The 24559-nt window shown below is 63.5% G+C and carries 17 protein-coding genes; 6 read left to right on the forward strand and 11 right to left on the reverse strand.

Translation table 11 applies throughout. The features are described 5' to 3' along the window. The first annotated feature begins 3 nt into the window (after positions 1–3). Positions 4–3183 (forward strand): CusA/CzcA family heavy metal efflux RND transporter, encoded by a 3180-nt coding sequence (locus tag R3F42_09995; protein MEZ5542365.1) that lies wholly within the window; start codon positions 4–6, stop codon positions 3181–3183. 23 nt (positions 3184–3206) lie between these two features. On the opposite strand, the gene R3F42_10000 is transcribed toward R3F42_09995, so the two are convergent. Beyond that, positions 3207–3818 (reverse strand): HAD family phosphatase, encoded by a 612-nt coding sequence (locus R3F42_10000; GenBank protein ID MEZ5542366.1) that lies wholly within the window; start codon positions 3816–3818, stop codon positions 3207–3209. 137 nt (positions 3819–3955) lie between these two features. Between R3F42_10000 and R3F42_10005 the strand changes: the two genes are divergently transcribed. Continuing rightward, positions 3956–5626: a thiamine pyrophosphate-binding protein gene (locus tag R3F42_10005; GenBank protein MEZ5542367.1), complete on the forward strand. Its 1671-nt coding sequence runs from the start codon at positions 3956–3958 to the stop codon at positions 5624–5626. Positions 5627–5632: 6 nt separating this feature from the next. After that, positions 5633–7492, forward strand: a complete 1860-nt coding sequence (locus R3F42_10010; protein ID MEZ5542368.1) for a hypothetical protein — start codon at positions 5633–5635, stop codon at positions 7490–7492. A gap of 116 nt (positions 7493–7608) precedes the next feature. Here R3F42_10010 and R3F42_10015 read toward each other — a convergent pair whose 3' ends face one another. Then, the gene (locus R3F42_10015; protein ID MEZ5542369.1) at positions 7609–8361 is read right to left on the reverse strand and encodes a hypothetical protein; all 753 of its coding nucleotides are present in this window, start codon (positions 8359–8361) and stop codon (positions 7609–7611) included. Between the two features lie 157 nt (positions 8362–8518). Continuing rightward, a complete protein-coding gene (locus R3F42_10020) occupies positions 8519–8803 on the reverse strand; it encodes a hypothetical protein (GenBank protein ID MEZ5542370.1) in 285 nt (94 codons plus the stop codon). A gap of 689 nt (positions 8804–9492) precedes the next feature. Between R3F42_10020 and R3F42_10025 the strand changes: the two genes are divergently transcribed. Then, entirely contained in the window at positions 9493–10185 is a 693-nt protein-coding gene (locus R3F42_10025; GenBank protein MEZ5542371.1) for a hypothetical protein, read from the forward strand. Positions 10186–10399: 214 nt separating this feature from the next. Here R3F42_10025 and R3F42_10030 read toward each other — a convergent pair whose 3' ends face one another. The 8 genes from R3F42_10030 to nhaR form a co-directional block, all read right to left on the reverse strand. Continuing rightward, the gene (locus R3F42_10030; GenBank protein ID MEZ5542372.1) at positions 10400–11116 is read right to left on the reverse strand and encodes an SDR family NAD(P)-dependent oxidoreductase; all 717 of its coding nucleotides are present in this window, start codon (positions 11114–11116) and stop codon (positions 10400–10402) included. A 323-nt stretch (positions 11117–11439) separates the two neighbouring features. Next, entirely contained in the window at positions 11440–12201 is a 762-nt protein-coding gene (locus tag R3F42_10035) for an ABC transporter permease (protein ID MEZ5542373.1), read from the reverse strand. Then, positions 12198–13124 (reverse strand): ABC transporter ATP-binding protein, encoded by a 927-nt coding sequence (locus R3F42_10040; protein MEZ5542374.1) that lies wholly within the window; start codon positions 13122–13124, stop codon positions 12198–12200. Before R3F42_10040 ends, R3F42_10035 begins: the two co-directional genes overlap by 4 nt. Positions 13125–13632: 508 nt before the next feature. Then, positions 13633–15465, reverse strand: coding sequence for a 3'-5' exonuclease (locus R3F42_10045; protein MEZ5542375.1), 1833 nt, complete (start codon positions 15463–15465; stop codon positions 13633–13635). A gap of 637 nt (positions 15466–16102) precedes the next feature. Then, complete coding sequence (locus R3F42_10050) at positions 16103–19957, reverse strand: DUF3683 domain-containing protein (GenBank protein ID MEZ5542376.1); 3855 nt, start codon at positions 19955–19957, stop codon at positions 16103–16105. A gap of 298 nt (positions 19958–20255) precedes the next feature. Next, a complete protein-coding gene (locus R3F42_10055; GenBank protein MEZ5542377.1) occupies positions 20256–21842 on the reverse strand; it encodes a TonB-dependent receptor in 1587 nt (528 codons plus the stop codon). Then, positions 21788–22228 carry a TonB-dependent receptor plug domain-containing protein gene (locus R3F42_10060; protein MEZ5542378.1) on the reverse strand — a complete coding sequence of 147 codons (441 nt, stop codon included), beginning with the start codon at positions 22226–22228 and terminating at the stop codon, positions 21788–21790. The genes R3F42_10055 and R3F42_10060 overlap by 55 nt, the downstream gene beginning before the upstream one ends. Positions 22229–22383: 155 nt before the next feature. Then, positions 22384–23274 (reverse strand): transcriptional activator NhaR, encoded by an 891-nt coding sequence (gene nhaR / locus R3F42_10065; GenBank protein MEZ5542379.1) that lies wholly within the window; start codon positions 23272–23274, stop codon positions 22384–22386. Between the two features lie 119 nt (positions 23275–23393). Between nhaR and R3F42_10070 the strand changes: the two genes are divergently transcribed. Both R3F42_10070 and R3F42_10075 read left to right on the forward strand, forming a co-directional pair. Then, a complete protein-coding gene (locus R3F42_10070; protein ID MEZ5542380.1) occupies positions 23394–23747 on the forward strand; it encodes an HPF/RaiA family ribosome-associated protein in 354 nt (117 codons plus the stop codon). 38 nt (positions 23748–23785) lie between these two features. Next, positions 23786–24463 carry a Bax inhibitor-1/YccA family protein gene (locus tag R3F42_10075; protein MEZ5542381.1) on the forward strand — a complete coding sequence of 226 codons (678 nt, stop codon included), beginning with the start codon at positions 23786–23788 and terminating at the stop codon, positions 24461–24463. Positions 24464–24559: the final 96 nt, after the last annotated feature.

Raw genomic sequence — 24559 nt, forward strand, 5'->3', positions numbered from 1 at the left:
GCGATGCTGAACCGGATCGTCGCCGTCGCCCTGGAACACCGCTGGCTGATGCTGGTCACGGCCGCCGCGCTGGTGGCGCTCGGCCTGTACAACTACGAACGCCTGCCCATCGATGCCGTACCCGACATCACCAACGTGCAGGTACAGATCAACGCCGAGGCACCCGGGTACTCGCCGCTGGAGATGGAGCAGCGCGTCACCTTCCCGATCGAGACGGCCATGGCCGGGCTGCCGCGGCTGGACCACACCCGCTCGCTGTCCCGCTACGGCCTGTCCCAGGTCACGGCGGTGTTCGAGGACGGCACCGACCTCTACCTGGCCCGGCAGCTGATCAACGAACGGCTCGCCGCGGTCAAACAGCAGCTGCCGGCGGGCATCGACCCGGCGCTGGGGCCGATCGCGACCGGGCTGGGCGAGATCTTCATGTACACCGTCGCCGCGACCGGGGCTGCGGAACACACGCCCATGGACCTGCGCACGGTGCAGGACTGGATCGTGCGGCCACAGCTGCGGCAGACGCCCGGCGTGGTGGAGGTGAACACCATCGGCGGCTTCAGCAAGCAGTTCCACGTGCTGCCCGACCCGGCGAAGCTGATCGCCTTCGACCTGACGCTGCAGGACGTGCTGGCGGCGCTGGTACGCAACAACGCCAGTACCGGTGCCGGCTACATCGAGCGCTTCGGCGCCCAGTACCTGATCCGTTCGCCCGGGCAGGTGGCAAACCTGGAAGACATCCGCGCCATCACGCTCGCCCGGCGCAACGGGGTGCCGGTCGCGCTCGCCGACGTCGCCGCCGTCGAACTGGGCAGCGAGCTGCGCACCGGCGCCGCCACCATGGACGGGGAAGAGGTCGTGCTCGGCACCGTGGTCATGCTGATCGGCGAGAACAGCCGGCTGGTGGCGCGCGCCGCGGCCGTGCAGCTCGAACGCATCCGGCCCTCCCTGCCAGCCGGCGTGGCACTCGAACCGCTCTACGACCGCACCACGCTGGTCGACAAGACCGTCGCCACCGTGCAGAAGAATCTCGCCGAAGGCGCGCTGCTGGTCATCGCGGTGCTGTTGCTGCTGCTGGGCAACTGGCGCGCGGCACTGGTCACCGCCGCGGTCATCCCGCTGACCATGCTGATGACCGTCACCGGCATGGTCGCGACGCGCGTTTCCGGCAACCTGATGAGTCTCGGCGCGCTGGACTTCGGCCTGATCGTCGACGGCGCGGTGATCATCGTCGAGAACTGCCTGCGCCGCCTGGCCGCGCAGCAGCGCATGCACGGCGCGCTGCCGGCGCTGGGCGAACGGCTGCGCGTCGTGCGCGAGGCCACGCTGGAGGTGATCCGCCCCAGCGTGTTCGGCGTGATCATCATCCTGATCGTGTATGTCCCGATCTTTGCGCTCGGCGGCGTGGAGGGCAAGATGTTCCATCCCATGGCGCTGACGGTGGTCATGGCGCTGACCTGTGCGCTGCTGCTGTCACTGACCGTGGTGCCGGCCGCGGTGGCCCTGTTCGTGCGCGGCCATATTGCGGAGCGGGAGAACGCCAGCATGCGCTTCCTGCACCGCTGCTACGCCCCGGCGCTCGGATTCGCGCTGCGGCAGCGCTGGCCGGTCGTGCTCGGGGCCACCGCACTGGTGCTACTGGCCGGCTGGCAGGCCGGTCGCATGGGCACCGAGTTCGTGCCGAAGCTGGACGAGGGCGACATCGCCCTGCACGCGCTGCGCGTGCCCGGCACCAGCCTGACCCAGGCGATCGACATGCAGCGCCAGCTGGAGGCGCACATCCGCGCGTTCCCCGAGGTCTCGCACGTGTTCACCAAGATCGGCACCGCCGAGGTGGCTACCGACCCCATGCCGCCGAACGTCGCCGACACCTTCGTCATCCTGAAGGACCGCGCGCAATGGCCCGACCCGCGCAAGCCGAAGGCCGTGCTGGTGGCGGAGCTGGAACGCGCGGCGCGCGCGATCCCGGGCAACAACTACGAATTCACCCAGCCGATCGAGATGCGCTTCAACGAGCTGATCTCCGGCGTGCGCGCCGACCTGGCCGTCAAGGTCTACGGTGACGACCTGGACACCCTGGTGGCGCTGGCCGGGCGCATCGAGGACGTGGTCGCGGGCATCCCCGGCGCGGCCGACGTGCGCAGTGAACAGGCCAGCGGCCTGCCGATGCTGACGGTGACACCCGACCGCGGGCGCCTGGCCTACTACGGCCTGGACATCGCGACGCTGCAGGACACCCTGCGCATCGCCATGGGCGGCGCACCCGCCGGCCAGGTGTTCGAGGGTGACCGCCGCTTCGACCTGGTGGTGCGCCTGCCGGAGTCGCTGCGCACCGACCTCGACGCACTGGCGCGCCTGCCCCTCCGCCTCGGTGCCGCCGACACCGCGGAGGTCCCGGGCGACGCCGACATGCTGGGGGTGGTGCGCACGCCGGCGGAGACGATTCCGCTGGGCGAGGTCGCCACCATCGCGTTCACCAGTGCGCCCAACCAGGTCAGCCGGGAGAACGGCAAGCGCCGCATGGTCGTCAGCGCCAACGTACGCGGCCGCGACCTGGGCAGCTTCGTGGCCGAGGTGCAGGCGGCGGTGGCGCAGGAGGTGCACCTGCCGGCAGGCTACTGGCTCGACTACGGCGGCACCTTCGAGCAATTGATCTCCGCCGCGCAGCGCCTGGCGCTGGTGGTGCCGGTGACCCTGCTCATCATCTTCGGCCTGCTGTTCATGGCGTTCGCTTCCGCGCGCGACGCCGCGCTGGTGTTCACCGGCATCCCGCTGGCGCTGACCGGCGGCGTGGCGGCGCTGGCGCTGCGCGGCATGCCGCTGTCGATCTCGGCGGCGGTCGGTTTCATCGCCCTGTCCGGCGTCGCGGTGCTCAACGGCGTCGCGATGGTCTCGTTCATCCGCCAGCTGCGCCACACCGGCACGGAACTGGTGCCGGCCATCATCGCGGGCGCGACGCAGCGCCTGCGCCCGGTGCTGATGACGGCGCTGGTCGCCAGCCTCGGCTTCGTGCCCATGGCGTTCAACGTCGGCACCGGCGCCGAGGTGCAGCGCCCGCTGGCCACCGTGGTGATCGGCGGCATCCTCTCCTCCACCCTGCTGACACTGCTGGTGCTGCCCGCCCTCTACCGGCTGGCCTACGGTCGGGCCAGCACCGCGGCAGACGCGCCGGCAGCGGCCGCACCCTGAGCGTTGCACGGCGCTCCCCGGTTTCAGCACAGGCCCAGGCGCGCGAGCTCCGCCTCGAAGCCTGCCCGGTCCACGTAGCGGATGGTCTGCCAGCCCGCCGCCTGCGCCCGCTCCACGTTGCTCTGCAGGTCATCGACGAACAGGATCTCCCCCGGCGGCAGTGCCAAGCGCGCGGCGATATCATGAAACAGCGTGGGGTCGCGCTTGCCCTTGCCGAGGTGGTAACTGTTGTACACGTGATCGAAATGGCGGAAGAACCGGTCGCGTCCGTCCAACCAGTCCAGCCAGTGCATCTGGTCGCTGAGGATGCCGGTGACATAGCCGCGCGCACGCCAGTGCCGGACATGCTCGATGATCCAGGGACGCAGGACGAAGGCAGCCAGCACGCGCTGCGTGAGTTCCGCGTCGGCACCCCGCAGCCCCGCGTCCGCGCGCATGGCCGCCCAGAACGCCTGCTCGGTCCCCCAGCCCAGCACGAAGCCCGACTCGTACACCACCCGCCGGGCGACGCGCATCACCGCTGTCGGATCCAGCCCCTGCTCCTCGGCCATGGCGGCCAGCTCGTTGCGGAAGCCCTCCTCGGCGATCACCCCGCCGTAATCCAGCAACACGGCACTCACGGGCGGTTTGGACATCGCTGTGATCCTTGCAAATCAGGCCATTATAAACCACCCGGGCGCCCGGACACCGGCGCCGCCGCGGTTTCAATCGGCGGCCAATACCATTATGCTTCCCCCTCGTTTCAAGCTTCCGCAGTCGCTGCCAGGCCTCAATGCAAATACCGGTCAGCCAGGCCCTCGTTCGATTCCTGGAACAGCTGGGTGTGCAGTGCATTTTCGGTATCCCCGGCTCGCATATCCTGCCGGTCTACGATGGCATCTACGATTCCCCCATCCGCTCGGTGCTGGTCAAGCACGAGCAGGCCGCCGCATTCATGGCCGGCGGGCACGCGCGCATGACGGGCGGCGTCGGCGCCTGCATCACCACCGCCGGCCCCGGCGCCACCAACCTGGTGACCGGCATCGCCAGCGCCTACACCGACAACCTGCCGGTCATCGCCATCACCGGGGAAGCGCCCACCCACATCTTCGGCAAGGGCGGCCTGCAGGAAAGCTCGGGCGAAGGCGGCAGCGTGGACCAGGTCGCCCTGTTCGCCGGCATCACCCGCTATCACAAACTGGTCGAACGCACCGACTACCTGGCCAGCGTGCTAAACCAGGCCGCCAAGCATCTGCTCTCCGACACGCCGGGACCGGTGGTGCTGAGCATCCCCTTCAATGTACAGAAAGAGCCGGTGGACGCGTCCATCCTCGAGCAGGTGATATTCAGCCGCAGCGGCAGCGCACCGGTGATCCCCGCGCAGTACATCGACGCCAGCCTGGCGCTGCTGCGCACCGCCGAACGCCCGCTCATCATCGCGGGCTATGGCTGTATCCGCGCCGGCACCCGGGATGCCCTGCGCCGGCTCAGTACGCGACTCAATATCCCCGTGACCAGCAGCCTGAAGGCGAAGGGTGCGGTCGACGAGCGCGCGGCGCTGGCGCTCGGCAGCCTGGGCGTCACCTCCGGCGGCTACGCCCTGCGCTACCTCGAGCAGGAGGCCGACCTGGTCCTGGTCTTGGGCGCGGGTTTCAACGAACGCACCAGTTACGTCTGGGACCGGCAGTTGCTCGCCGGCAAGCAGATCATCCAGGTCGACAACAACGCGCAGCAACTGCAGAAGGTGTTTCGTGCCGACCTGGCGATCCACGCGGACCTGGGCGCTTACCTGCGCGCACTGGACGCCGCCGTCGTGGCGCAGGCTGTCCCCGCCAAGGCGCCGGTCGACGTGCCGGCATTCATTGCCGCGGCGCAGCGCGATATCGATGCGGCCGGCCAGCGTATCTTCAACCGGCAGTTCGATCACGTGCAGGCCTTCTATTGCTGGCTGGAGCAGCAGTTCCCGGAAGGCCTGGTCATGTTCGACGACAACATCGTGTTCGCGCAGAACTTCTACCGCGTCTCCGGGCGGGACCATTTCTTCCCCAACACCGGCATTTCCTCCCTGGGCCACGCCATACCGGCGGCACTCGGGGCCGCCTGTGCGGCGCAGCAGCCGCTGTTCGCCATGATCGGCGACGGCGGCTTCCATATGTGCGCAATGGAGCTGATGACCGCGGTCAACTACGGCCTGCCGCTGAACGTGGTGCTGTTCAACAACAATACCATGGGCCTGATCCGGAAAAACCAGCACCAGCACTACCGCGACCGCTTCATCGACTGCGACTTCACCAACCCGGACTACGCGCGGCTCGCGCAGTCCTTCGGCATCAGGCACGCGCGCATCGGCAACACGGGGGACATCGCGGGACTGGCGGCGGCCATGGACTTTCACAACGGCATCAACCTGATCGAGATCATGATCGACCAGGATGCCTACCCGAACTATTCGTCCCGGCGCTAGTCCCGCATGACGGCAAACGCCACGCCGTGCCTCGATGATTGCATCGCGCGCTACCGCGGCATCATCCCGGAGCTGGACGCGATCGCCGGGACACTGGCAGCGGCTGCACCGGCTGCACTCGTCGCGCGCTACGAACAGTGCTACCCGCTGCTGGAACGGGCGCTGTGGTCGGGTCGCGCGGATTTCGTCCCGCTGCTGGACTGCTACCAGGCCCTGTTCCGCGAACAGGATGCGCTGATCCGGCGACAGGCGCAGGCCGCGGGTGCCGCCGATGACCGCCACGACTTCATCATCAGCATTCCCGTCGCCGACCGCCCGGCCCACCTGCATGCCTGCCTGGAGAGCATCTACCAGGTCTGCGAGGCCTTCGGTTACGGCGGCAAGGAAGGCGGCGTCCACGCACGCATCAAGGTCCTCGTCGCCGAGGACAGCCGCTACGAGGACAATATCCAGCAGCACCGGGAACTGGCCGAGGACTACCGGCGCAACGGCCTGCAGGTCATCCACTTCGGGCAGGCGGAGCAGTACGGGCTGCTGCAGGCCATCCCGGCCGCGACCCGCAAGCGGCTGGGCAACATCCTGACCACCCAGCCGCGGGAACGATTCTTCCTGAAGGGCCAGGCCGCGAACCGCAATCTCAGTATCCTCAAGTGCCTGCAGCTGACCGTAAACCGGGAGCGGACCCTGTATTACTTCGTCGACAGCGACGAATCCTTCTGTGTGAACCGGCTGACCGCGGCTGGCGAGGAAGCCGTCTATGCGCTGAATTATTTCCACGCCATCGACCGGATCTTCCGCAACAACGATATCGCGCTGTTGACCGGCAGAATGGTGGGCGATCCGCCGGTCTCGCCGGCGGTGATGGCGGCGAATTTCCTCGCAGACGTCACGGCCTGCTTCGAACGGCTGGCGCAGCTGCGCGGTAGCGCGGCATGCGAGTTCCATGGTAGCACGCAGGCAGGGGCGCAGCGGCTGGCCGCCGGCGCCATCTATCACGACATGGCCGGACTGTTCGGATACGAAAAACGGGACACGCCCTTTCCCTATCGCTGTCCGCTGCAGGGGGAGCACGACCATGGCGCCTGTCTGCGCACGCTTGCGCGCCGGCTCGCCGCCTTCTTCTTCGGTGAACACCTGACCCGCAGGACGCTGTTCGCCTATGGCACCGGGTTTGCGGCGCTGACTCCCGCGCGCACCATCTATCCGGGCAATACCATCGCCAACTACGCGGGCCTGAAATACATCATCCCCTTCGGCCACCTGCGCCTGCGCATGTCCGGCCCCACCGCCGGGCGCCTGATCGCCGCGGAGATCCATGACCGTTTCGCCGCCGCCAACCTGCCCCACCTGCACCGGCGCACGAACGAAGCCGGCCTGGAAAGGGCCTTTCGCCCCGGCGTGGAACTGGCGGAGCACAGCGGCCGGGAGCGCATCGACCTCTCGAGCGAATTCGAACGCCAGTTCTTCGGCGACCTGATGCTGTTCACCACCGAGGCACTGGTCAACGCGGCCGCTATCGACCGGGCCTTTGCCGAGGATGACATCACGCGCGTCATGGCACGCAAGGAGCAGGAGTTACTGGAACTGTATCAACAGCAGCACGGGGCCATTCTGGCGCAGGCGCGGCGACTCGATAAACTCGTGTTCCACGCGGGTCACTGGTGGGTGGCCGACCCGTCCCTCGCCAGCGCGCTGCAACAGGTCCGGACCTTCATCGACAACATTCACCACAACTTCGGCGCAGACTCGCCCGCCTGGCGACAGCTCCGGTCGGACGAACACCGCGCCGAACGCAAGCAGCAGCTGGCGCGGGCATTGCTGGATTACCGCAGCGAGCGCGCCGCCTGGGACAGCCTGTTTGCCTGAAGCCCGCGTGCGCAGACGCGGGCTGCTGCCGCCGGAATCACCACCCATTGCGGACTATCCCCACTGACGCGGCTGCCGGCGTCGGCGCGCAACGCCTGCGCGAATCGGCGTCTGGCTCAGCGCCGTGCGCTGCCGTTTTCGCCCAGAACCAATGCGTCCGCCGCATGGGCAATGATGCGCGCACGGCATGCGGCATAGACCGCCCGCGCCCGCCCCAGGGCCGCCTCGGGAACGTGGACATGGGAATAGTCGGCCCGGACCCGCTCGATCCTGCCGCTGTGGATCAATGGCGATGAATCGCCCCGGCCGGGCCTGCCTGTCTGGCTGAAGATCTGGTATTGCGCCTGCAACGGCGTATCCAGTTCCAGCCACCGGGCCAGCCGTTCCAGCAATGCTTCCGGATCCGCCAGGAACAGCGCCGCGTCGTAATAGGTGTAAGGCCGGGTAAGCGAGGCACAGAATGCCGCCAGCCATTCGAGGCGCTCGATATAGTAGCCGGCCGCCGCTGCCGGGGAGGCATAACGCGCATCCGTCCCCTTCCGCGCAAACAGGTCGACGATGCTCCTGATCGTCTGCTCCGGTTCCAGCAGCGCGACCAGGATCTTGATTGCGGCCGTCCCGAGCCGCTCGACATCCAGCGGGTAATCGTTGTGCAGCAGCTTGTCGAACAGATAGCGACTATCGGGTTTGAGTGTTTCGTAGGCACGGTACACCTCGAGTTGCCGCTCCAGCGCGGCGGCATTCTCGTAACCGAGGTGCAGCTCGAAATAGCCATTGATCGCGGGGTGCGAGCCGAGGATGTGCCCCGCCAGGCTGGTATAGGCCCGCATGTGGCTCAGCAGGAAGATTCTTGCGAAATGTTCTGGCATAGCGTCAGCACCGGGGGCGCGACGGCCGACGCAGGGTGCTCCGGTGATTCCGCGCCAGCGGACGGTGTACGCGACGGCCTGCCGCAGGGTCTAGTGTATGACAAAAGGGCGCCGCGAGCGCCAGCCCCGTGATCCTGCGCAGCCGGATCCTGACTGTCTAGCGCATGTCGTCTGCAGTGCGCGGGATGGTCCAGTGCCCGGATCGCGCCGGAATACCCCAGCGTTTGCTGACCGACGGTATCGTCCAGTGTGGCGTCGGTGCCGGTCTGTCCCACGGCCGGCTGAAGGACGGGATCGTCCAGAAGGCGTTAGCGGTGTCCTGCCCACCTGCATCAGCGGGATACGCAGGCGCCGCCTCTGCCGCGCTGGCGGCAGACGGCAGCAGGGACGACGCGGTCAGGAGACAGCCGAGCAACACGAGCACGAAATAGTTGTTCTTCATTTTTCCACCGTTTTTGTTGTTGTTCTCCACCACGCAACCGGCGTAATGGCTGGTGCAGTTTGCTTGATAGGCTACGGTAACGCGCAGCAGCTGAATATTGGCCGGAAGTACGATCCGGTCGAGGCCGGGTTGCCAATGGCGACCCGGCCGGCTCGTGCACGGTATTCCGAACGCGACCTCGCTTCCCCGGAGACTTGACGCCATCCTTTACGCGGGTGTAGCGTGGCCGGCACTGCGGATCAGACATCAATCCGATACGATGGTCCCTGGGTTATCCGGCTTGCCCGCTGTTCCTGCGGATCCGGAACGGGCGCGGATTCTGGCATTCTGTCCTAATGGGTGTCGCACATGTTCGAAACCGGTCGCATCGATAAGGGCAATCCGCCGTCGAGGTACCGGAACGGGCCGTGCTGTTTTGCGGCAATCGGAACACCGTCGCTTGCGCTTCACCGCCCTGCGCCCGATTCCCAGCAACGTCTGCCTGCATCACGCCCTGACGCCGAAATCGACAGCACCCTGAGCTGGATGTCCTTGCGCCTGTAGCGCCTGTCACGATCTTGCCACTCACGGTGCCAGCCTGCCCGGGCTGCGCACCCGCCACCTGCAACGAACACCCCGCCCCGAGCATGGCGGATATACGCTTGCATACCGTCCTGCCGCAGGCAGGCGCCCAATCACGGAGGAAGAACATGAACAGAATTTCGCTGCAGCGGTTGCGTCCTTTCCTGGCGCTAGCGGGTATATTGAGCGCGGGTTCGGCAAACGCCGCCATCATCACGGGCGCAGGCGTCGACACCACGACCACACACTACGTCATCGATGCCGCGAGCAGTGCGGTGACCCATGACCCGGGCCTGTTCGCCGGGACTGGCCCCGTGGCGGAAACCTATCCGGTATCCGGCGGGTTCGACGCGAATCTTTCGCGTTACTGGTGGAGTTATTATCTCGACGGCGATCCGAGCGGACTCCAGGGAGAATATCTCTTCGAATCCACCTGGCTGACGTTCAGCAATGCACACGTCGCAGGACCGACTGCGCTGGCAGGCTTCGTGTTCCCTGACTATTTCGTCCTGGTCAACGGCGATCAACTCTCAGGCGGCGGCGCCTGCAACATTCCGCTCGGCCCCAACGATTTCTGTTCCGGCGGTACGCTGGCGGGCGCGGCCTCCCTCACCGGGGAGTTCGCCGGCGGCGGGATTTCGCTGCACGGTTGGGACCCGGTCGTCGGTGGCGCCCTGTTCGAGGGATACAGTTACAGTATCGCCGCCAGCGCGGTGCCGCTGCCGGGCGCGTTCTGGCTGTTTTTGTCCGCTAGCGGTCTGCTCGGTATTTTGTCGCGCGGCAAAGGTGCGGGAACATGCCATCGCTGCGCGGCTGGATAGAGCGGGAAGCTATCTCAAGATTTGACAGTCCGGCATCGCCGAACCTGGCGTCATTCCGGCGCAGGCCGGAATCCGTATGTTACGGGTTTTCCGGATGCCCGCCTGCGCGGGCATGACGATGTTAGGCCACCTTAGGCCATTTTTAGCCCGGCTCTAGGACCTGGCGCATCATGCCCTGCGGCCGCGACCATTTGCGGTGTGCTTGCCTGGCGCACTACCAAGGGATCGGCTTGCCATCGCGGAAGAAACCGCCGCTGGGACCGTCGTCGGCAAGGCACGCCGCCCAGACGATACCGGCGGCACCTTCCTCGACGCTGCGCTCGGCATGCTCCCCGCCCATGTCGGTGCGCACCCAGCCGGGACAGACGGCATTGACCTTGATGGCCGTGTCCTTGAGTTCATCGGCGAGGATGCGGGTGACCGCGTTCAGCGCCGTCTTCGACAGCCGGTAACCGGGGCAGCAGCCGTTCATGTCCGACAGTTGGCCCATACCCGAGGAGACGTTGACCACCGCGCCACGCCCCTGCATCAGGGGAATCAACCCACGTGCAACACGCAGCGCGCCATAGGCATTGGTCTCCATCGATTGCCGTATCCGCTCGAAATCGGCATCGAACACGCTGGAACCGGCTGCGGGTGGGTAGGCATCGACGAAAATGCCGGCGTTGTTCACCAGGATGTCCAGCCGCCCGTAGGCTTCCCCGAGGTGGCGCGCCAGGGCAGCCACGGCAGCGCCGTCGGTGACGTCGAGCACGTGCGGGTGGACATCGAGTCCCTGCGCCTGCAAGGCACGCGCGGACGCAGCGGCCTTGTCGGCCGCACGCGCGGTCAGGATGACCCGCATACCCTTGCCGGCGAGCTGCCGGCAGGTCTCCAGTCCGAGCCCGCGCCAGGCGCCGGTGACGACGGCGAGACGTGACGTATCTGTCATGGCATACCCCCTACCGATTGATATCGAAAGCTGATCTAACGCGCATGCCCGTTAGGGAAACGCCGAACACACCAGAAATCCCCGTCGTAGCGCGCAGCGAAGCAATCTCATGCCATGCATCAGTCAGGCAGTGATTGCTGCGTCACCGTGTTCCTCGCGATGGCGAGGTCGTCAGCGGTTCGCTAACTGTAAACAGGGTCCGGCGCTGTCTGCAGACGGATCATACCCGTTTGCCGGGGGGGCGGTCCGGGTCAGCGAATTTCCGGAGACACAAGGTCGGGGCAGCATAGCCTCCGCCCGCAGCGCATCCGGTATCCCCCCGCTCATTGCCGTAACCGATATCCGGTTTTGAACATCCACCACACGACGAGCAGGCAGGCACCGAGGAACACCAGCACCATGGCAAGACTCAGGCCCACGCTGACGTCGGCGACTTCGAAGAAGCTCCAGCGAAAACCGCTGATCAGGTACACGACCGGGTTGAACAGCGTGACCGTCTGCCAGGCCGGCGGCAGCATGCTGACCGAGTAGAAACTGCCGCCGAGGAATACCAGCGGCGTGATCACCAGCATCGGGATGAGCTGCAGTTTTTCGAAATTGGTCGCCCACAGGCCGATAATCATGCCGAACAGGCTGAACGTTATGCAGGTGAGCACCAGGAAACCCAGCATCCAGACGGGGTGCGCGATATGCAGCGGCACGAAGAACCCCGCCGTCGCCAGGATGATCAGGCCGATGATGAACGACTTGGTCGCGGCCGCCCCCACGTAACCGATGACGATTTCGACAAACGAGATCGGCGCGGACAAGAGCTCGTAAATGGTGCCGGTGAACTTGGGGAAGAAAATGCCGAAGGAGGCATTGGCGATGCTCTGCGTCAACAGCGCGAGCATCATCAGGCCGGGTACGATGAAGGCGCCGTAGGTGACACCCTCCACGGATTCGATGCGCGAGCCGATCGCGGACCCGAACACCACGAAGTACAGCGCCGTGGAAATCACCGGCGAAGCGAAACTCTGGGCGATGGTTTCGAAGGCGCGCAGCATTTCAAATTTGTAGATGACGCGTATCGCGTAAATATTCATGACTTTGGTTTCACCAGGCTGACGAATATCTCTTCCAGCGATGTCTTGGTCGTATGCACGTCCTTGATCGCGAGCGCCGCATCCCGCAGGGCCTGCAGCAGATCGTTGATACCCGTATGGTTTTTATGCGGATCGTAGGTATAGGTCAGCGTGCAGCCATCCGCCGACAACTCCAGTGCCATCGGCACTAACGCCTCCGGCAAGGCAGCAAGGGGGGTCTCGAGCTCGATGATCAGCTGGCGCTTGCCGAGCTTGTGCATCAACGCCGCCTTGTCATCGACCAGCAGCAGCTCGCCATGGTTGATGACGCCGACTCGGTCCGCGATCGCCTCCGCCTCCTCGATATAGTGCGTGGTGAGAATGATGGTGACGCCAGACTCGCGCAGCCGCCGCACCAGTGCCCACATGTCCTTGCGCAACTCCACGTCGACACCCGCGGTCGGTTCGTCCAGAAACAGCACCACGGGTTCATGCGCGAGCGCCTTGCCGATCAGCACCCGCCGCTTCATGCCGCCCGACAGGGCCATGAGCATCGTGTTTCTCTTGTCCCACAGCGACAGGTCCTTCAGCACCTGCTCGAGGTAGGCAGGGTCCGGCTTCCTGCCGAACATGCCGCGGCTGAAACACAGGGTATTCCACACCTTGTCGAAGGCACCGAGCGTGAGTTCCTGAGGCACCAGTCCGATCATGCCGCGCGTGATGCGGTAGTCCCGGACGGTGTCATAGCCGCCGACGGTGACCGCTCCGCCGCTGGCGTTGACGATGCCGCAGATGATGGAGATGAGCGTGGTCTTGCCCGCGCCATTGGGACCGAGCAGGGCCAGGATCTCCCCGCGCCGGATGTCCAGGCTGACGTTCTTCAGCGCCTGGTAACCCGAGGCATAGGTCTTGGACAGGTTCGATACGGAAACGATGGGTTGCAATTCGCTATCCCGGGTCTGCTCGACATCAGGGGGCGCAGGAACAATGCCTGTCCCGGTTCAGGGTCAAGGCACAGTGTACTCAAATATTCCGAATGCGCACCTGGCGCGTTGTCCCCCCGGGATCACAATCCTATGTAGGAGCGGACGGCGTCCGCGTATCACCAACACACATGCCACCGAGGCGATAGCCAATAACTGAGACTAGAACTCCATCGAAAACATCGGCTTCACGGTAAAACCCTAGCCCGCATTCCGCTCAGCGGCGGCACCGCAATAGGCGACCGGGTCCTCAACACCGCCATCGACGCCCTGGATGCCGCAAGCAGCATTGAAACGGTGATAGCGACAGGCCTGTTACTAGACGCACTGAACAAGAAATATGGAAGCAATCTCCAACGGGCTGATTCTAGGGCATGAGATTGCTTCGCTGAATTACTATGACCAATATTTCAGTTTTATCCTGGTATCCGCTAATATAATCTAATCTTTTCCCGTTAATTCGCTTTCGTTATTGATCCCCTGCCAACAACTCCACAAATTCGGTCTTCTTATCACACGTCATTAACAGCTTGTCGGTAGAGCGCGTCATAGCAACGTAGAGCAGCTTGGCCTCTGCTGCAAGATCATGCTGTTTACCAGGCATATAACCGATACCTGAGATAGCGACCAAAGGAAATTCAAGACCCTTGCTACTGTGCATTGTCATCAATTTGACGCTGTCTTCGCCTGGTCTGAAGGATTTCTTTTCCTGCTGGGAATCCAGCCATTGTGTGGGAATACCTTGGGCATACAACGCCTGCTGCAGCTTCTCCCCCATCCAGCGTTGCGGATAGAGTACGCACATATCCAACCATGGCTTACCCTCATCGTGGATGCGTTTGATATTTTTAGCTACATACCGCGCCTCTTCGTTGAAGGATGAAAGTTGCTTTAAAAATGGCCTGTAGCCATGACGACCCGCCGACTGTGGCTCGATCAGTGGGATGTGATCCTCATCGGAATCGGCTGGCATTAGGTAATGCTTGGCAAAGTTGTAGGCATAACTAAGGATTTCATCGGTATTTCGATAGTTCAATCTTAGAATTGTGGTCCGCCCTCTCGCTTGAACACCGACGCTCGACAGACTGAAGTCCAATGCATTGCCTTTTTTGTAGATCGATTGCGCATCATCATAAAGCAGCAATAATGAATTAGTTTCCGGGTCAACCATTTGCACGATCAGCTGTAACCATTCGGCTTCAAAATCATGCCCTTCGTCTACTAATAACGCACCATACTGACCCTTGGGAATATAACCATCTTTAACAGCCTGAATGACTTGTGCAACTAGCCTGTCAATATAGCCAGGCCCCGATTCTGGTTTCTTGATGTGGTAGCGTTTAAGCATCTCACCGCACCAGTCATGAAAATGGTATACATGCACACGGTCATTGATCTCCTTATCCTGCATCAATGCTCTCAATCGCGCAGCCAGTGTAATATTGAAACACAGCACCAAAATCGGTTGAGGCAAAATGTTGGCGAGATAAAGACAACGATACCCAAGAATTAGCGTTTTCCCCGAGCCTGCCACACCATGAATGATGCGATGCCCCTCTCCCAGACTACGCGCCAGCTGTTCTTGCTGTATATCCATTACCTTGATGAGATCTGGCAGCATTCCTGATTCTGGCTGTACTTTATCAGCCTCCTCAAAGAGTGATATCTGCCCATTCCCAATACGCACCTCAGGGAACAGATGCCAACGTATCCGGTCGATTTGCGGCAAGGTCAGTTGACAGTTAAATCCAACATTGAACATATCCCACAGGCGTTTCTGAAATTCCTCCGCTTCAGCGGATTCAGTCATCTCGTCGCGGCAGATGACCTGATGCCAGGGCAATACGTCTACCAGACCATGAGCTTCAAATTGGCTACGGGTAATATTTGACAGTACAACTCCGTATCCGTATGGAAAGATAAGCCTGCCCTTGTAACTTCCACTATGCCTGACAAGCTGTGAATCTTGTTTCAACTGATTGACCAGTTGTTGAGTACACTGACGTGCCTGTTCAAGGGGGTTGCTAGAAGTGACAATTCCTTTGCTCGTATGTAACGTGACCGATACCGGGTCGATGCTTTGGATGGTGTCGAGCTTCCAGTCCTTCACCTCAAGCAGTAGCAGGCCTCTACCGGGATGAAGAATTACGAAATCTGTATAACGTTGCCGCTTGCCGACAGGCAGCTCGTACCAACAAAGGTAATCATCTTCCAGCAAGGCTTCCAGGCGACGCGCGAAGCGTTTCTCACCAGCCTGCATTTTTCCGAGACAACTATTAAGTGATGGAACAAGCGTAGCCATATCAATCTGAAATCTAGTTCCGTGAGAGACAAGTCATTGCTCAAAGCAGCGCAGGCCTGCATCTCGTACATGATGTACGTATATCGGACGGATTTTAATTTACTGAATACAATTAGTTATGCCAATCAAGCAAGAATAGATACTTAGGATCTGAGATGATTAAGATCAGGCCTCTACGCGCCTGCTGGAAAAACTCTGAATAATTGGGTAATTCCCGTCATTGCGAGCGGATTAACGCAATCTCTCCCTATCGAATCAGTCGGATGTAGATTGCAACGTCACTACGTTCATCGCAGTGACAAGTTTGTAGATGCGCCTGAGTAATTGGATTATTTAGCAACCCCTCCTTAACTTGCATATCCAGGTTGGCTCATCAAGCAGGCCTGATACAAGTAGAAATGCGCTCAAATCTACTGGCACACACGGTATGGGAATATGGGCAACTCACGGAAAGGGTATTGGGGTGCACCTGGAGGAGCAGGTCTAGTCCGTGAATAGAGTGACATAACTCGACTTGTTCACGGACGCCCTCCACTGCTACAAGAGTTGTACACAATTTTGGAAATGACGAATTCTGAAAGTCTGAGATAAATAATTCGGATTCGGATGCGCCGCCATTGCCCAGCAAATAACGGCGCTACAACAACACCCGCTCCACGCCGCCGTTTTTCACACGCTCGACGAAATCCCGCTGCCACTGCTCGCCGAGCAGGCGGCTGGCCAGTTCCACCACGATGTAATCGGTCTCCAGGCCGGTATCGTCGGCGTAGCGCGCCAGGCCCTGCTGGCAGGCCGGGCAGCTGGTGAGCAGCTTCACCTTGCCGGCGCCGACGGCGCGGTCGGCGCCGGTGAGATCCCGTATCCCCTGCCGCAACTCCTCCTGCTTGCGGAAGCGCACCTGCGTCGAGATGTCCGGCCGCGACACCGCCAGGGTGCCGGCCTCGCCGCAGCAACGGTCCGACAGCGTCACCGGCTGGCCGAGCAGTTTCGCCGCCACCCCGGTGGGACTGTAGGTCTTCATGGGCGAATGGCAGGGATCGTGATAGAGGTACTGCACCCCGTCCGCGCCGGCGCTGCTGATACCCTTCTCCATCAGGTATTCGTGGATGTCGAGCAGCCGGCAACCGGGAAAGATCCGGTGGAACTCGTAATCCATCAGTTGATCCATGCACGTGCCGCAGGAGACGATCACGGTCTTGATGTCCATGTAATTGAGCGTGTTCGCCACCCGGTGGAACAGCACCCGGTTGTCGGTGCTCATCCGGCGGCCACGCTCGGCATCACCGCCGGAGGTCTGCGGATAGCCGCAGCACAGATAACCCGGCGGCAGCACGGTCTGGGCGCCCGCCTCGTAGAGCATGGCCAGCGTCGCCAGGCCGATCTGGCTGAACAGCCGCTCCGAGCCGCAGCCGGGGAAATAGAACACCGCATCGGATTCATCGGTCACCCGGGCCGGGTCGCGCAGGATCGGCACCAGCTTGCTGTCCTCTATTCCCAGCAGGGCGCGCATGGTCTGCCGCGGCACGCCGGCGGGCATCGGCTTGGCTATGAAATTGACGACCTGCGCCCGCACGGGCATGGCGCCGGTGGTGGCGCGGGGCACGCCGCCGCGGCTGCGGCCACCGAGACGCCGGGCCAGCCCATAGGCGAGCCGCTGCCCCCGGTAGCCCCATTCGATCATCGCCTTGCGCATCAGCTTGATGGTGCGCGGATCGGTGATGTTGAGAAAGGCCATGGCCGCCCAGGTCATGGGGCTGGAACGCTTCTGGCCGCGTGCGCGCAGGATATTGCGCATGCGGATGGAAACGTCACCGAAGTCGATGTTGACCGGGCAGGGACTGAGGCACTTGTGGCAGACCGTGCAGTGATCGGCCACGTCGTTCATTTCATCGAAATGGCGTATGGAGACGCCGCGGCGGGTCTGCTCCTCGTAGAGGAAGGCCTCGATGATCAGACCGGTGGCGAGAATCTTGTTGCGCGGCGAGTACAGCAGGTTCGCGCGCGGAATATGGGTGTTGCACACCGGTTTGCATTTGCCGCAGCGCAGGCAGTTGCGGATGTCGTCGTTGAGCCCGCCCAGCTCGCTCTCCTCCAGCAGCAACGCCTCCTGCTGCACCAGGCGCAGCGAGGGGGTGTAGGCATTCTCCAGGCCGGCGCCGGCCAGCAGCTTGCCGGCATTGAAGCGATGCTGCGGATCGACCCGCTGCTTGTAGGCGGCGAAGGCGTCGATGACCGCCGTATCCAGGTAGCGGAGCTTGGTGATGCCGATACCGTGTTCGCCGGAGATCACCCCGCCGAGCGCGGTGGCCAGCGCCATTACGCGGTCGACGATCTGTTCCGCCTCGCGCAGCATCTGGTAATCGTTGGAGTTGACCGGGATATTGCTATGCACGTTGCCGTCGCCGGCGTGCATGTGCGTGGCCACGAACAGGCGGCTGGAACGGATACGTCCGTGGATCGCGGCCAGCCTGGCCGTGACACCGTCCCATTCGCGCCCGGCGAAGATTTCCTGCAGGGGGCGCTCCACCTCGCGGCGGTAGGAAATCCGGAGTTCGCGACGCAGCAGCAGGGCCAGCAGGGTATCCCCGGCCCGCACCTGTTCGAGCAGGCCCTCCGGCAGCAGCGGCGCATGCGTCGCCGCCGGCGCGTCCAGTTGCTCCAGCAGCGCGCGCCAGCGCGCCGCGACAGCGTGCAGGTGGCGACGCGCGGCTTCGATCTTGGCGCTGGCGATGGCACGGTTCTCCGCGCTGTCCTCGGCGTCCGTGGCGGCGTGGAGCTCCGGCAGTTCACCGCCGAGATAGTCGAGCACCGCGTCGATCACCGCCAGCTTGTTGCGCGTCGACTGCTCGATATTGATGCGCTCGATGCCCTCCGCGTATTCCGCGAGACGCTCCAGCGGGATCACCACGTCCTCGTTGATCTTGAACGCATTGGTATGCGCCGCGATGGCCGCGGTCCTGGCACGGTCCAGCCAGAAGCGCCGCCGCGCCTCCGGGCTGACGGCGACGAAGCCCTCGGCACCGCGCGCATTGGCCATGCGCACGACCACCGAGCAGGCATCGGCCACGGCGTCCTCGTCGTCGCCCGACACGTCGACCAGCAACAGCATCTTCGGCAACTCGCGCCGCGGCGCCTTGGTGCTGTAGCTCACCGCCCGGATATAGCGCTCGTCGAGGTGCTCCAGCCCGGATAGCAGGACATCGCCACGCGCGTCCAGGTAATCCTTGGTTTCAATGATCGCCGGGACCGCGCGGCGCAGGTCGCTGCCGAAGAATTCCAGGCACAGGGTGCGGGTGAACGCCGGCATGCGGTGCAGCAGGAACACCGCCGAGGTTATCAGGCCATCGCAGCCTTCCTTCTGGATGCCGGGCAGGCCGCCGAGGAACTTGTCGGTGACGTCCTTGCCCAGACCCTGCTTGCGCAGTGCGGTGCCCGGCATGCTGATCAGCTCGGGCGCGCCGACGGGCGTGCGACCGTCGCAGGCGTAGCGGGTGACCCGGAAGGTCACCTGTTCCTGCTCGTGGATCTTGCCGAGGTTGTGCCCGAGGCGCTCGACCTCCAGCCACTCTGCCTGCGGCGTGACCATGCGCCAGGACACCAGGTTGTCGAGCGTGGTGCCCCACAATACGGCCTTCTTGCCGCCGGCGTTCATGGAGATATTGCCGCCGATGGTCGAGGCATCCTGCGAGGTCGGATCGACCGCGAACACGTAGCCGGCCGCCTCGGCCCGCTCCGCGACACGGCGGGTCACCACCCCCGCGCCGGTACGCACGGTAGCGACCTCGCGCTCGATACCCTCGATACGGCGCAGCTCCACCCGGCCCAGGCTGTCGAGCTTCTCGGTGTTGATCACCGCACTCGTGCCGGACAGCGGTACGGCACTGCCGGTATAGCCGGTGCCGCCGCCGCGCGGGATGATGGTCAGCTCCAGCTCGATGCAGGCGGCGACCACGGCACAGACCTCGTCCTCCGTATCCGGACTGACCACGACGAACGGCATTTCGACACGCCAGTCGGTGGCATCGGTCGCATGCGACACCCGCGCCAGGCCGCCGAAGTCGATGTTGTCGGCACGGGTGACCCGCCCCAGGCGCCGGCGGATCCGCCGGCGCAACTCGTGCGCCCGCGGGAACCACGCCTCGAAACGCTGGACCACCGCGCGCGCCCGCGCGACCAGCGCGAGCGCCTGGGCATTGCCCTCGGCGCGCGCGACGATCTGGTCCAGCCGGTGATGCAGCGCGTGCACCAGCGAGCCCCAGCGCTTCCTGTTGTCGAGCAGATCGTCCTGGATATAGGGATTGCGGTCGATCACCCACATGTCGCCCAGCACCTCGAACAGCATGCGCGCCGAGCGGCCCGTCTTGCGCGAACCGCGCAACGCGTTGAGCACGTCCCACATATCCACACCGAGATAGCGGATCACGATCTCGCGATCCGAGAAGGAGGTGTAGTTATAGGGGATTTCGCGGATGCGAACGGGTTGCTGGGTCATGCGCATCGAACTGGCATCGGTTACGGGGTACCGCGCAACTCGTCAAGGGAAGCAGGCGGCCATTCTAGCACTGCTCGGCAGCCACTACCTGACGTCCGCCTGCAATATTCAAACCCCTTGATTACTAAGGAACCAGCTGCATCCAGCGCTCGGTTTGCGGAGTCGACCGTAGCGCCGGGCTGCGCACTGGCGCTGAATGTGTATCCGGTCCGATCTGCCCACCCATGCGGGACGCAGCGTCAAGCGACCAGACACGCGTGTACCGAACCGCCAGCTGGCCACAACCGCCCGGCCGCCGTCAGAATTCGAGGCGCAGGCTCAGCCAGCCCCGGGTGTCGAATTCGTTGCGCTTTTGCGGGTCGGTCTCCCGGTACAGGAAATCGCGATAATCACCGAACAGGTTCTGTACCACGCCGGATAACTCGGCGCTCTTGCCGCCGAGCCTGAATGCATAGGCCAGCCGCAGGTCGACCCGGTGATAGGCGGGTATCCGGTCGCCGTCGCCGAGCCACAGCTGATCATCGGTATAATACCAGGCGGCGCTGCCGCTGCAGCGCTCGTTGAAGCGGTGGCTGCCCAGCAGGCTCAGGGTATGCCGGGGGCTACTGGCCTTCAGCTCGGGTGAGTCGCTGTTCACGTCGGCCCAGGCGTAGCTGACCATCAGCAGGTTGCCCGGAGCAGGCCGCCACTGCAGTTCGGATTCGAACCCCGTGACGATGGCCGAGTCGTAATTGATGAAGGTCTGGGTGGTCGGCAGCGGGGACGGCAGCGCGCCCGGATAGTCAGCCTGGGTGATCAGATTGTCCATCGAATCGCGGTACAGACGCAGATCCAGGGTCAGGTGGGTCGCAGGAAACTCGCCGATGTAGCCGAGCTCCACGGATCGAATGCGCTCCGGGTCCAGGTTGCCCAGGCCCTTGAAACCCTGAAAAAGGGTACCCGGTGGCGCGGGAGGCGCCAGCGGAACAAGCAGGTCGGCATCCTGCTCGAAGAAGACCGGCGTGCGATAGGCCTGGGAGACGGCGCTGCGCAGGGTCTGTGTCGGACTCAGCCGATAGTTCAGCGCCAGTCGCGGAGACAGCGTGTCCCCGCTGATATCGGTGTATTCCCACATGGCGCCCAGATTCAGCAAGAGGGGCGTCGCCAGTCGCCACTCCAGGTTGCCGAACATCCGGTAGGTGCCGTTACTCCGCGTGTCAGCGTTACCGAAATAGAACGTACTGGTAATCTCGTCGCGCCGGGCGCCCAGCCCCCAGACCGCACGCAGATCCTTGCCATGCCGCCGCGTCCGATACAGTTCCAGGTCGAAGCGTTCGGGTGTGCCGTTCGCATTGACGGGCAGGATCATTGTACCAGCACGGGTCTCGATCAGCTTGTCATAATTGTGGGAGAACTGTAGCGACCACTCGTCATCGGACGTCGCTATCCGGCGCCAGCGGAGCTGTTCGAAGTGACTGCGCTTGCGGGTGGTGTTGAGCTCCTGGAATGGATCGTTGCTGAAGCCTTCCGCGCGCGGTCCCGCGCTGTAACCGAGCTGCACTTCCAGGCGGTCCTGCAGGTTAAGCTGGTGATTGGCCGCCAGGTTGACCATGCGCACGATCTTCGAATCGTGGCGGTCGTCGAAACCGTCGTCTGCCATGTAATCCAGGGTGAGGCGGTAATCGAGCTGCTCCCCGCTGCTGCCGTGGCGGTACAACGCGTCCTCGATGCCGTTGCTGCCCTTGCTGATCCGTAGGGTGTGGTCCGGGACCACGATCGGGTCCTGGGTGATGATGTTGATGACCCCGAGGAAGGAGTTGGACCCGTGAGTGGCGGCATTCGGGCCGCGTATCACCTCGATGCGATCGATATCATCGATGGCCAATGGCAGGTCGGTCCATTCCACGCCGCCGATGGCGGTATTGTAGACCGAGCGCCGTCCACCAGCACCTGCATGCGCCGCGAGAACTGGTCACTCAGGCCATGACTGGTCACTGAGTGGGTATGGCCGCTGGGTGAGCCGACCTGGAAACCGGGAACGAGTCGCAGCAGCTCATAGACTTCACGGGCACCGCTGGCCTCGATCATCTCGCGGTCGATTACCGTAATCGCCGCCGGAGCGTCATGCAGTGACTGGTGCAACCGGGTGCCGGACAACACGACTGGAATTTCGGAAAAGAAATCCGCCTCGTCCTGCGACCACGCCACGGCTGCCGGCGTCAATAGGCAGCACACGGTAAGTACCGCGTGCTGGAACAGGAAAGACCAAATCCGCAAGCTGATTTGCCTCATCGCTCTTATCGGCTAATGGCTGACGAGCGATCTATGGTAGCGCACAGGGAAAAGAAAAGCCCATATCCTGGCGGCGGTGAGCTAACGCACAGCAAGTCCTATCTTGAATACCTCTTGGGCTTTAGCCCAGGCATCCGGGCTTCCTCCTAAGGGTTCTACTTCAACCATTCGCGCGCGGTCGCGGTGACCGCCGATACGGCCGGATGTGAGATCCGGCGCTCGGTCGAGATCGCGTAGTACTGCTCGCGCACCGCCTCCGTACTGCCGATGAGACGCACGCCGTACTGCTTCGCCACCTCCGCCGCGATCGGGGTGGATATGATGAAGATCCCGGTTCCCGCCTGGCCGAATACCTTCATCAGGGCACTGTCGTCGAATTCCCCGACGATGCGCGGGTAGATACGCAACCCGTCCAGCCACGCCAGCAGTTTCGCCTGCACCAGGTTGGTCTCGCTCGGTATCAGCAGTGGCGCGCCATCGAGGCTGCGTGGAAAATCCTTGCGCATGGTCTGCGCCAGTTGCGGCACGGCGAGGAAACTGATGCCGCACTCGCCGAGCACGTGGCTGAACCCGCGCACGTTGATACCCGGCGGAATCGGACCGTCCGCGATCACCATATCCACCCGGTGCAGTGCCAGTTCCGCCAGCAGGCTAGCCAGGTTGTTCTCGCGGCAGATGATCCGCACCGGTTCGGACAGGGACAGGGCGGGCGCGAGCAGTCGATAGGCGATGGTCTTGGGCACGACATCGGCGATGCCGACCTTGAAAATCATCTGCCGTTCCGTTGGCAGATGGCGCAACGTGTCCTCGAGTTCGCCACCGAGCGAAAATATCTCGTCGGCATACCGCAGCACCAGGCGACCGGTCTCGGTCAGTTCCAGGCCGCGCCCCGCCTTGCTGAACAGCGCCTCCCCGATGCTTTGCTCCAGCTGGCCGATCTGGCCGCTGATGGTCTGGGGCGTAAGGTGCAGGCGTTCGCTGGCGCGCGCGATGCCGCCCTGCTTGGCCACCACCCAGAAGTAATGCAAGTGCTTGTAGTTGATCATGGCCCGTCGATAGTTCGTTTTTTTCGAATATTTAACAAATTATATTCGACTTTTTCTGGGCTTCAACCGACGCTACGCTGTGCAACGTACCCACTGACGAACGCCACCTGGAGGTGACCATGCAGATCGAGATACAGGCCCGGGATTTTCCCCTGACCCCTGCCCTGCGCACACACACGGAACGGCGGTTGGCCTTCGCGCTGAGCAAGTGCTACCGCCACGTCAGGCGCATCCTGGTGCGTCTGTCCGATATCAACGGACCGCGCGGCGGCGACGACAAGCGCTGCCAGCTGGAGGTGCAGTTGCCGGGCCAGGCGGTGGTGGTCGTGGACACCGGGTCCGACCTTTACCGCGCCATCAGCCGCGCCGCATCCCGCGCCGGGCAGACGGTGGTGCGCCGGCTCGGACGTCGGCGCGACAGCAAGCGGCTGCGGCTGCCTGCGCCGCGCGCGGTACCGGAACACGGCGACTGAACCTCAAGCAACTACCATTAACTGATCTGGAGAAGGATATGAACGCGAATACACCGATCATGCAATCGGCCAGCGCGATCCGCACGGATGTGCTGGCCACCAACCGGGTGCTGCGCAACACCTATGCCCTGCTCGCCATGACCCTGCTGTTCAGCGCGGGCACGGCGGGCGCGGCGCTGGCCCTGCAGCTGCCACACCCCGGTCTGCTGCTGACGCTGGCCGGCTATTTCGGCCTGCTGTTCGCAACGGTAAGATTCCGCAACAGCGGCCTTGGCCTGGTGTTTGTTTTTGCGCTGACCGGCTTCATGGGCTACACGCTGGGCCCGCTCCTGAGCGCCTACCTCGGCCTCGCCAATGGCGGCCGGATCGTGCTGACCGCCATGGGCGGCACGGGCATCATCTTCCTCGGCCTGTCGGCCTATGCGCTCACCAGCCGCAGGGACTTCAGCTTCATGGGCGGCATGCTCATGGCCGGCGTCCTGGTGGCGTTCCTCGGCGGGCTTGCCGCGCTGTTCCTGGAACTGCCCGCCCTGTCCCTCGCCGTGTCCGCGCTGTTCGTGCTGCTGATGGCCGGCATGATCCTGTTCGAGACCGGCAACATCGTGCACGGCGGCGAGACCAACTACATCATGGCGACTGTGAGCCTGTACGTTTCTATCTTCAACCTCTTCACCAGCCTGTTGCACCTGTTAGGCGCCACGGGCGGGGATGAATGATCGCGGGCTTGCACCGAGTCGCCGTGAGCCGCAGCTGCGGGTTCACGACGTGACCCCTGTCGCTGAAGGGGCAGATTCTGGTTCCTGCAGTCTGAC

This window comes from Pseudomonadota bacterium, assembly GCA_041395565.1.
Lineage (GTDB): Bacteria > Pseudomonadota > Gammaproteobacteria > UBA9214 > UBA9214 > UBA9214.

Coding starts and splice junctions, on each gene's coding strand:
- R3F42_10060 (MEZ5542378.1), bottom strand. CDS start 22,228: ATGAGGCAAATCAGCTTGCGGATTTGGTCTTTCCTGTTCCAGCACGCG.
- R3F42_10030 (MEZ5542372.1), bottom strand. CDS start 11,116: ATGACAGATACGTCACGTCTCGCCGTCGTCACCGGCGCCTGGCGCGGG.
- R3F42_10010 (MEZ5542368.1), top strand. CDS start 5,633: ATGACGGCAAACGCCACGCCGTGCCTCGATGATTGCATCGCGCGCTAC.
- R3F42_09995 (MEZ5542365.1), top strand. CDS start 4: ATGCTGAACCGGATCGTCGCCGTCGCCCTGGAACACCGCTGGCTGATG.
- R3F42_10045 (MEZ5542375.1), bottom strand. CDS start 15,465: ATGGCTACGCTTGTTCCATCACTTAATAGTTGTCTCGGAAAAATGCAG.
- R3F42_10075 (MEZ5542381.1), top strand. CDS start 23,786: ATGAACGCGAATACACCGATCATGCAATCGGCCAGCGCGATCCGCACG.
- R3F42_10020 (MEZ5542370.1), bottom strand. CDS start 8,803: ATGAAGAACAACTATTTCGTGCTCGTGTTGCTCGGCTGTCTCCTGACC.
- R3F42_10005 (MEZ5542367.1), top strand. CDS start 3,956: ATGCAAATACCGGTCAGCCAGGCCCTCGTTCGATTCCTGGAACAGCTG.
- R3F42_10050 (MEZ5542376.1), bottom strand. CDS start 19,957: ATGACCCAGCAACCCGTTCGCATCCGCGAAATCCCCTATAACTACACC.
- nhaR (MEZ5542379.1), bottom strand. CDS start 23,274: ATGATCAACTACAAGCACTTGCATTACTTCTGGGTGGTGGCCAAGCAG.
- R3F42_10070 (MEZ5542380.1), top strand. CDS start 23,394: ATGCAGATCGAGATACAGGCCCGGGATTTTCCCCTGACCCCTGCCCTG.
- R3F42_10015 (MEZ5542369.1), bottom strand. CDS start 8,361: ATGCCAGAACATTTCGCAAGAATCTTCCTGCTGAGCCACATGCGGGCC.
- R3F42_10000 (MEZ5542366.1), bottom strand. CDS start 3,818: ATGTCCAAACCGCCCGTGAGTGCCGTGTTGCTGGATTACGGCGGGGTG.
- R3F42_10025 (MEZ5542371.1), top strand. CDS start 9,493: ATGAACAGAATTTCGCTGCAGCGGTTGCGTCCTTTCCTGGCGCTAGCG.
- R3F42_10035 (MEZ5542373.1), bottom strand. CDS start 12,201: ATGAATATTTACGCGATACGCGTCATCTACAAATTTGAAATGCTGCGC.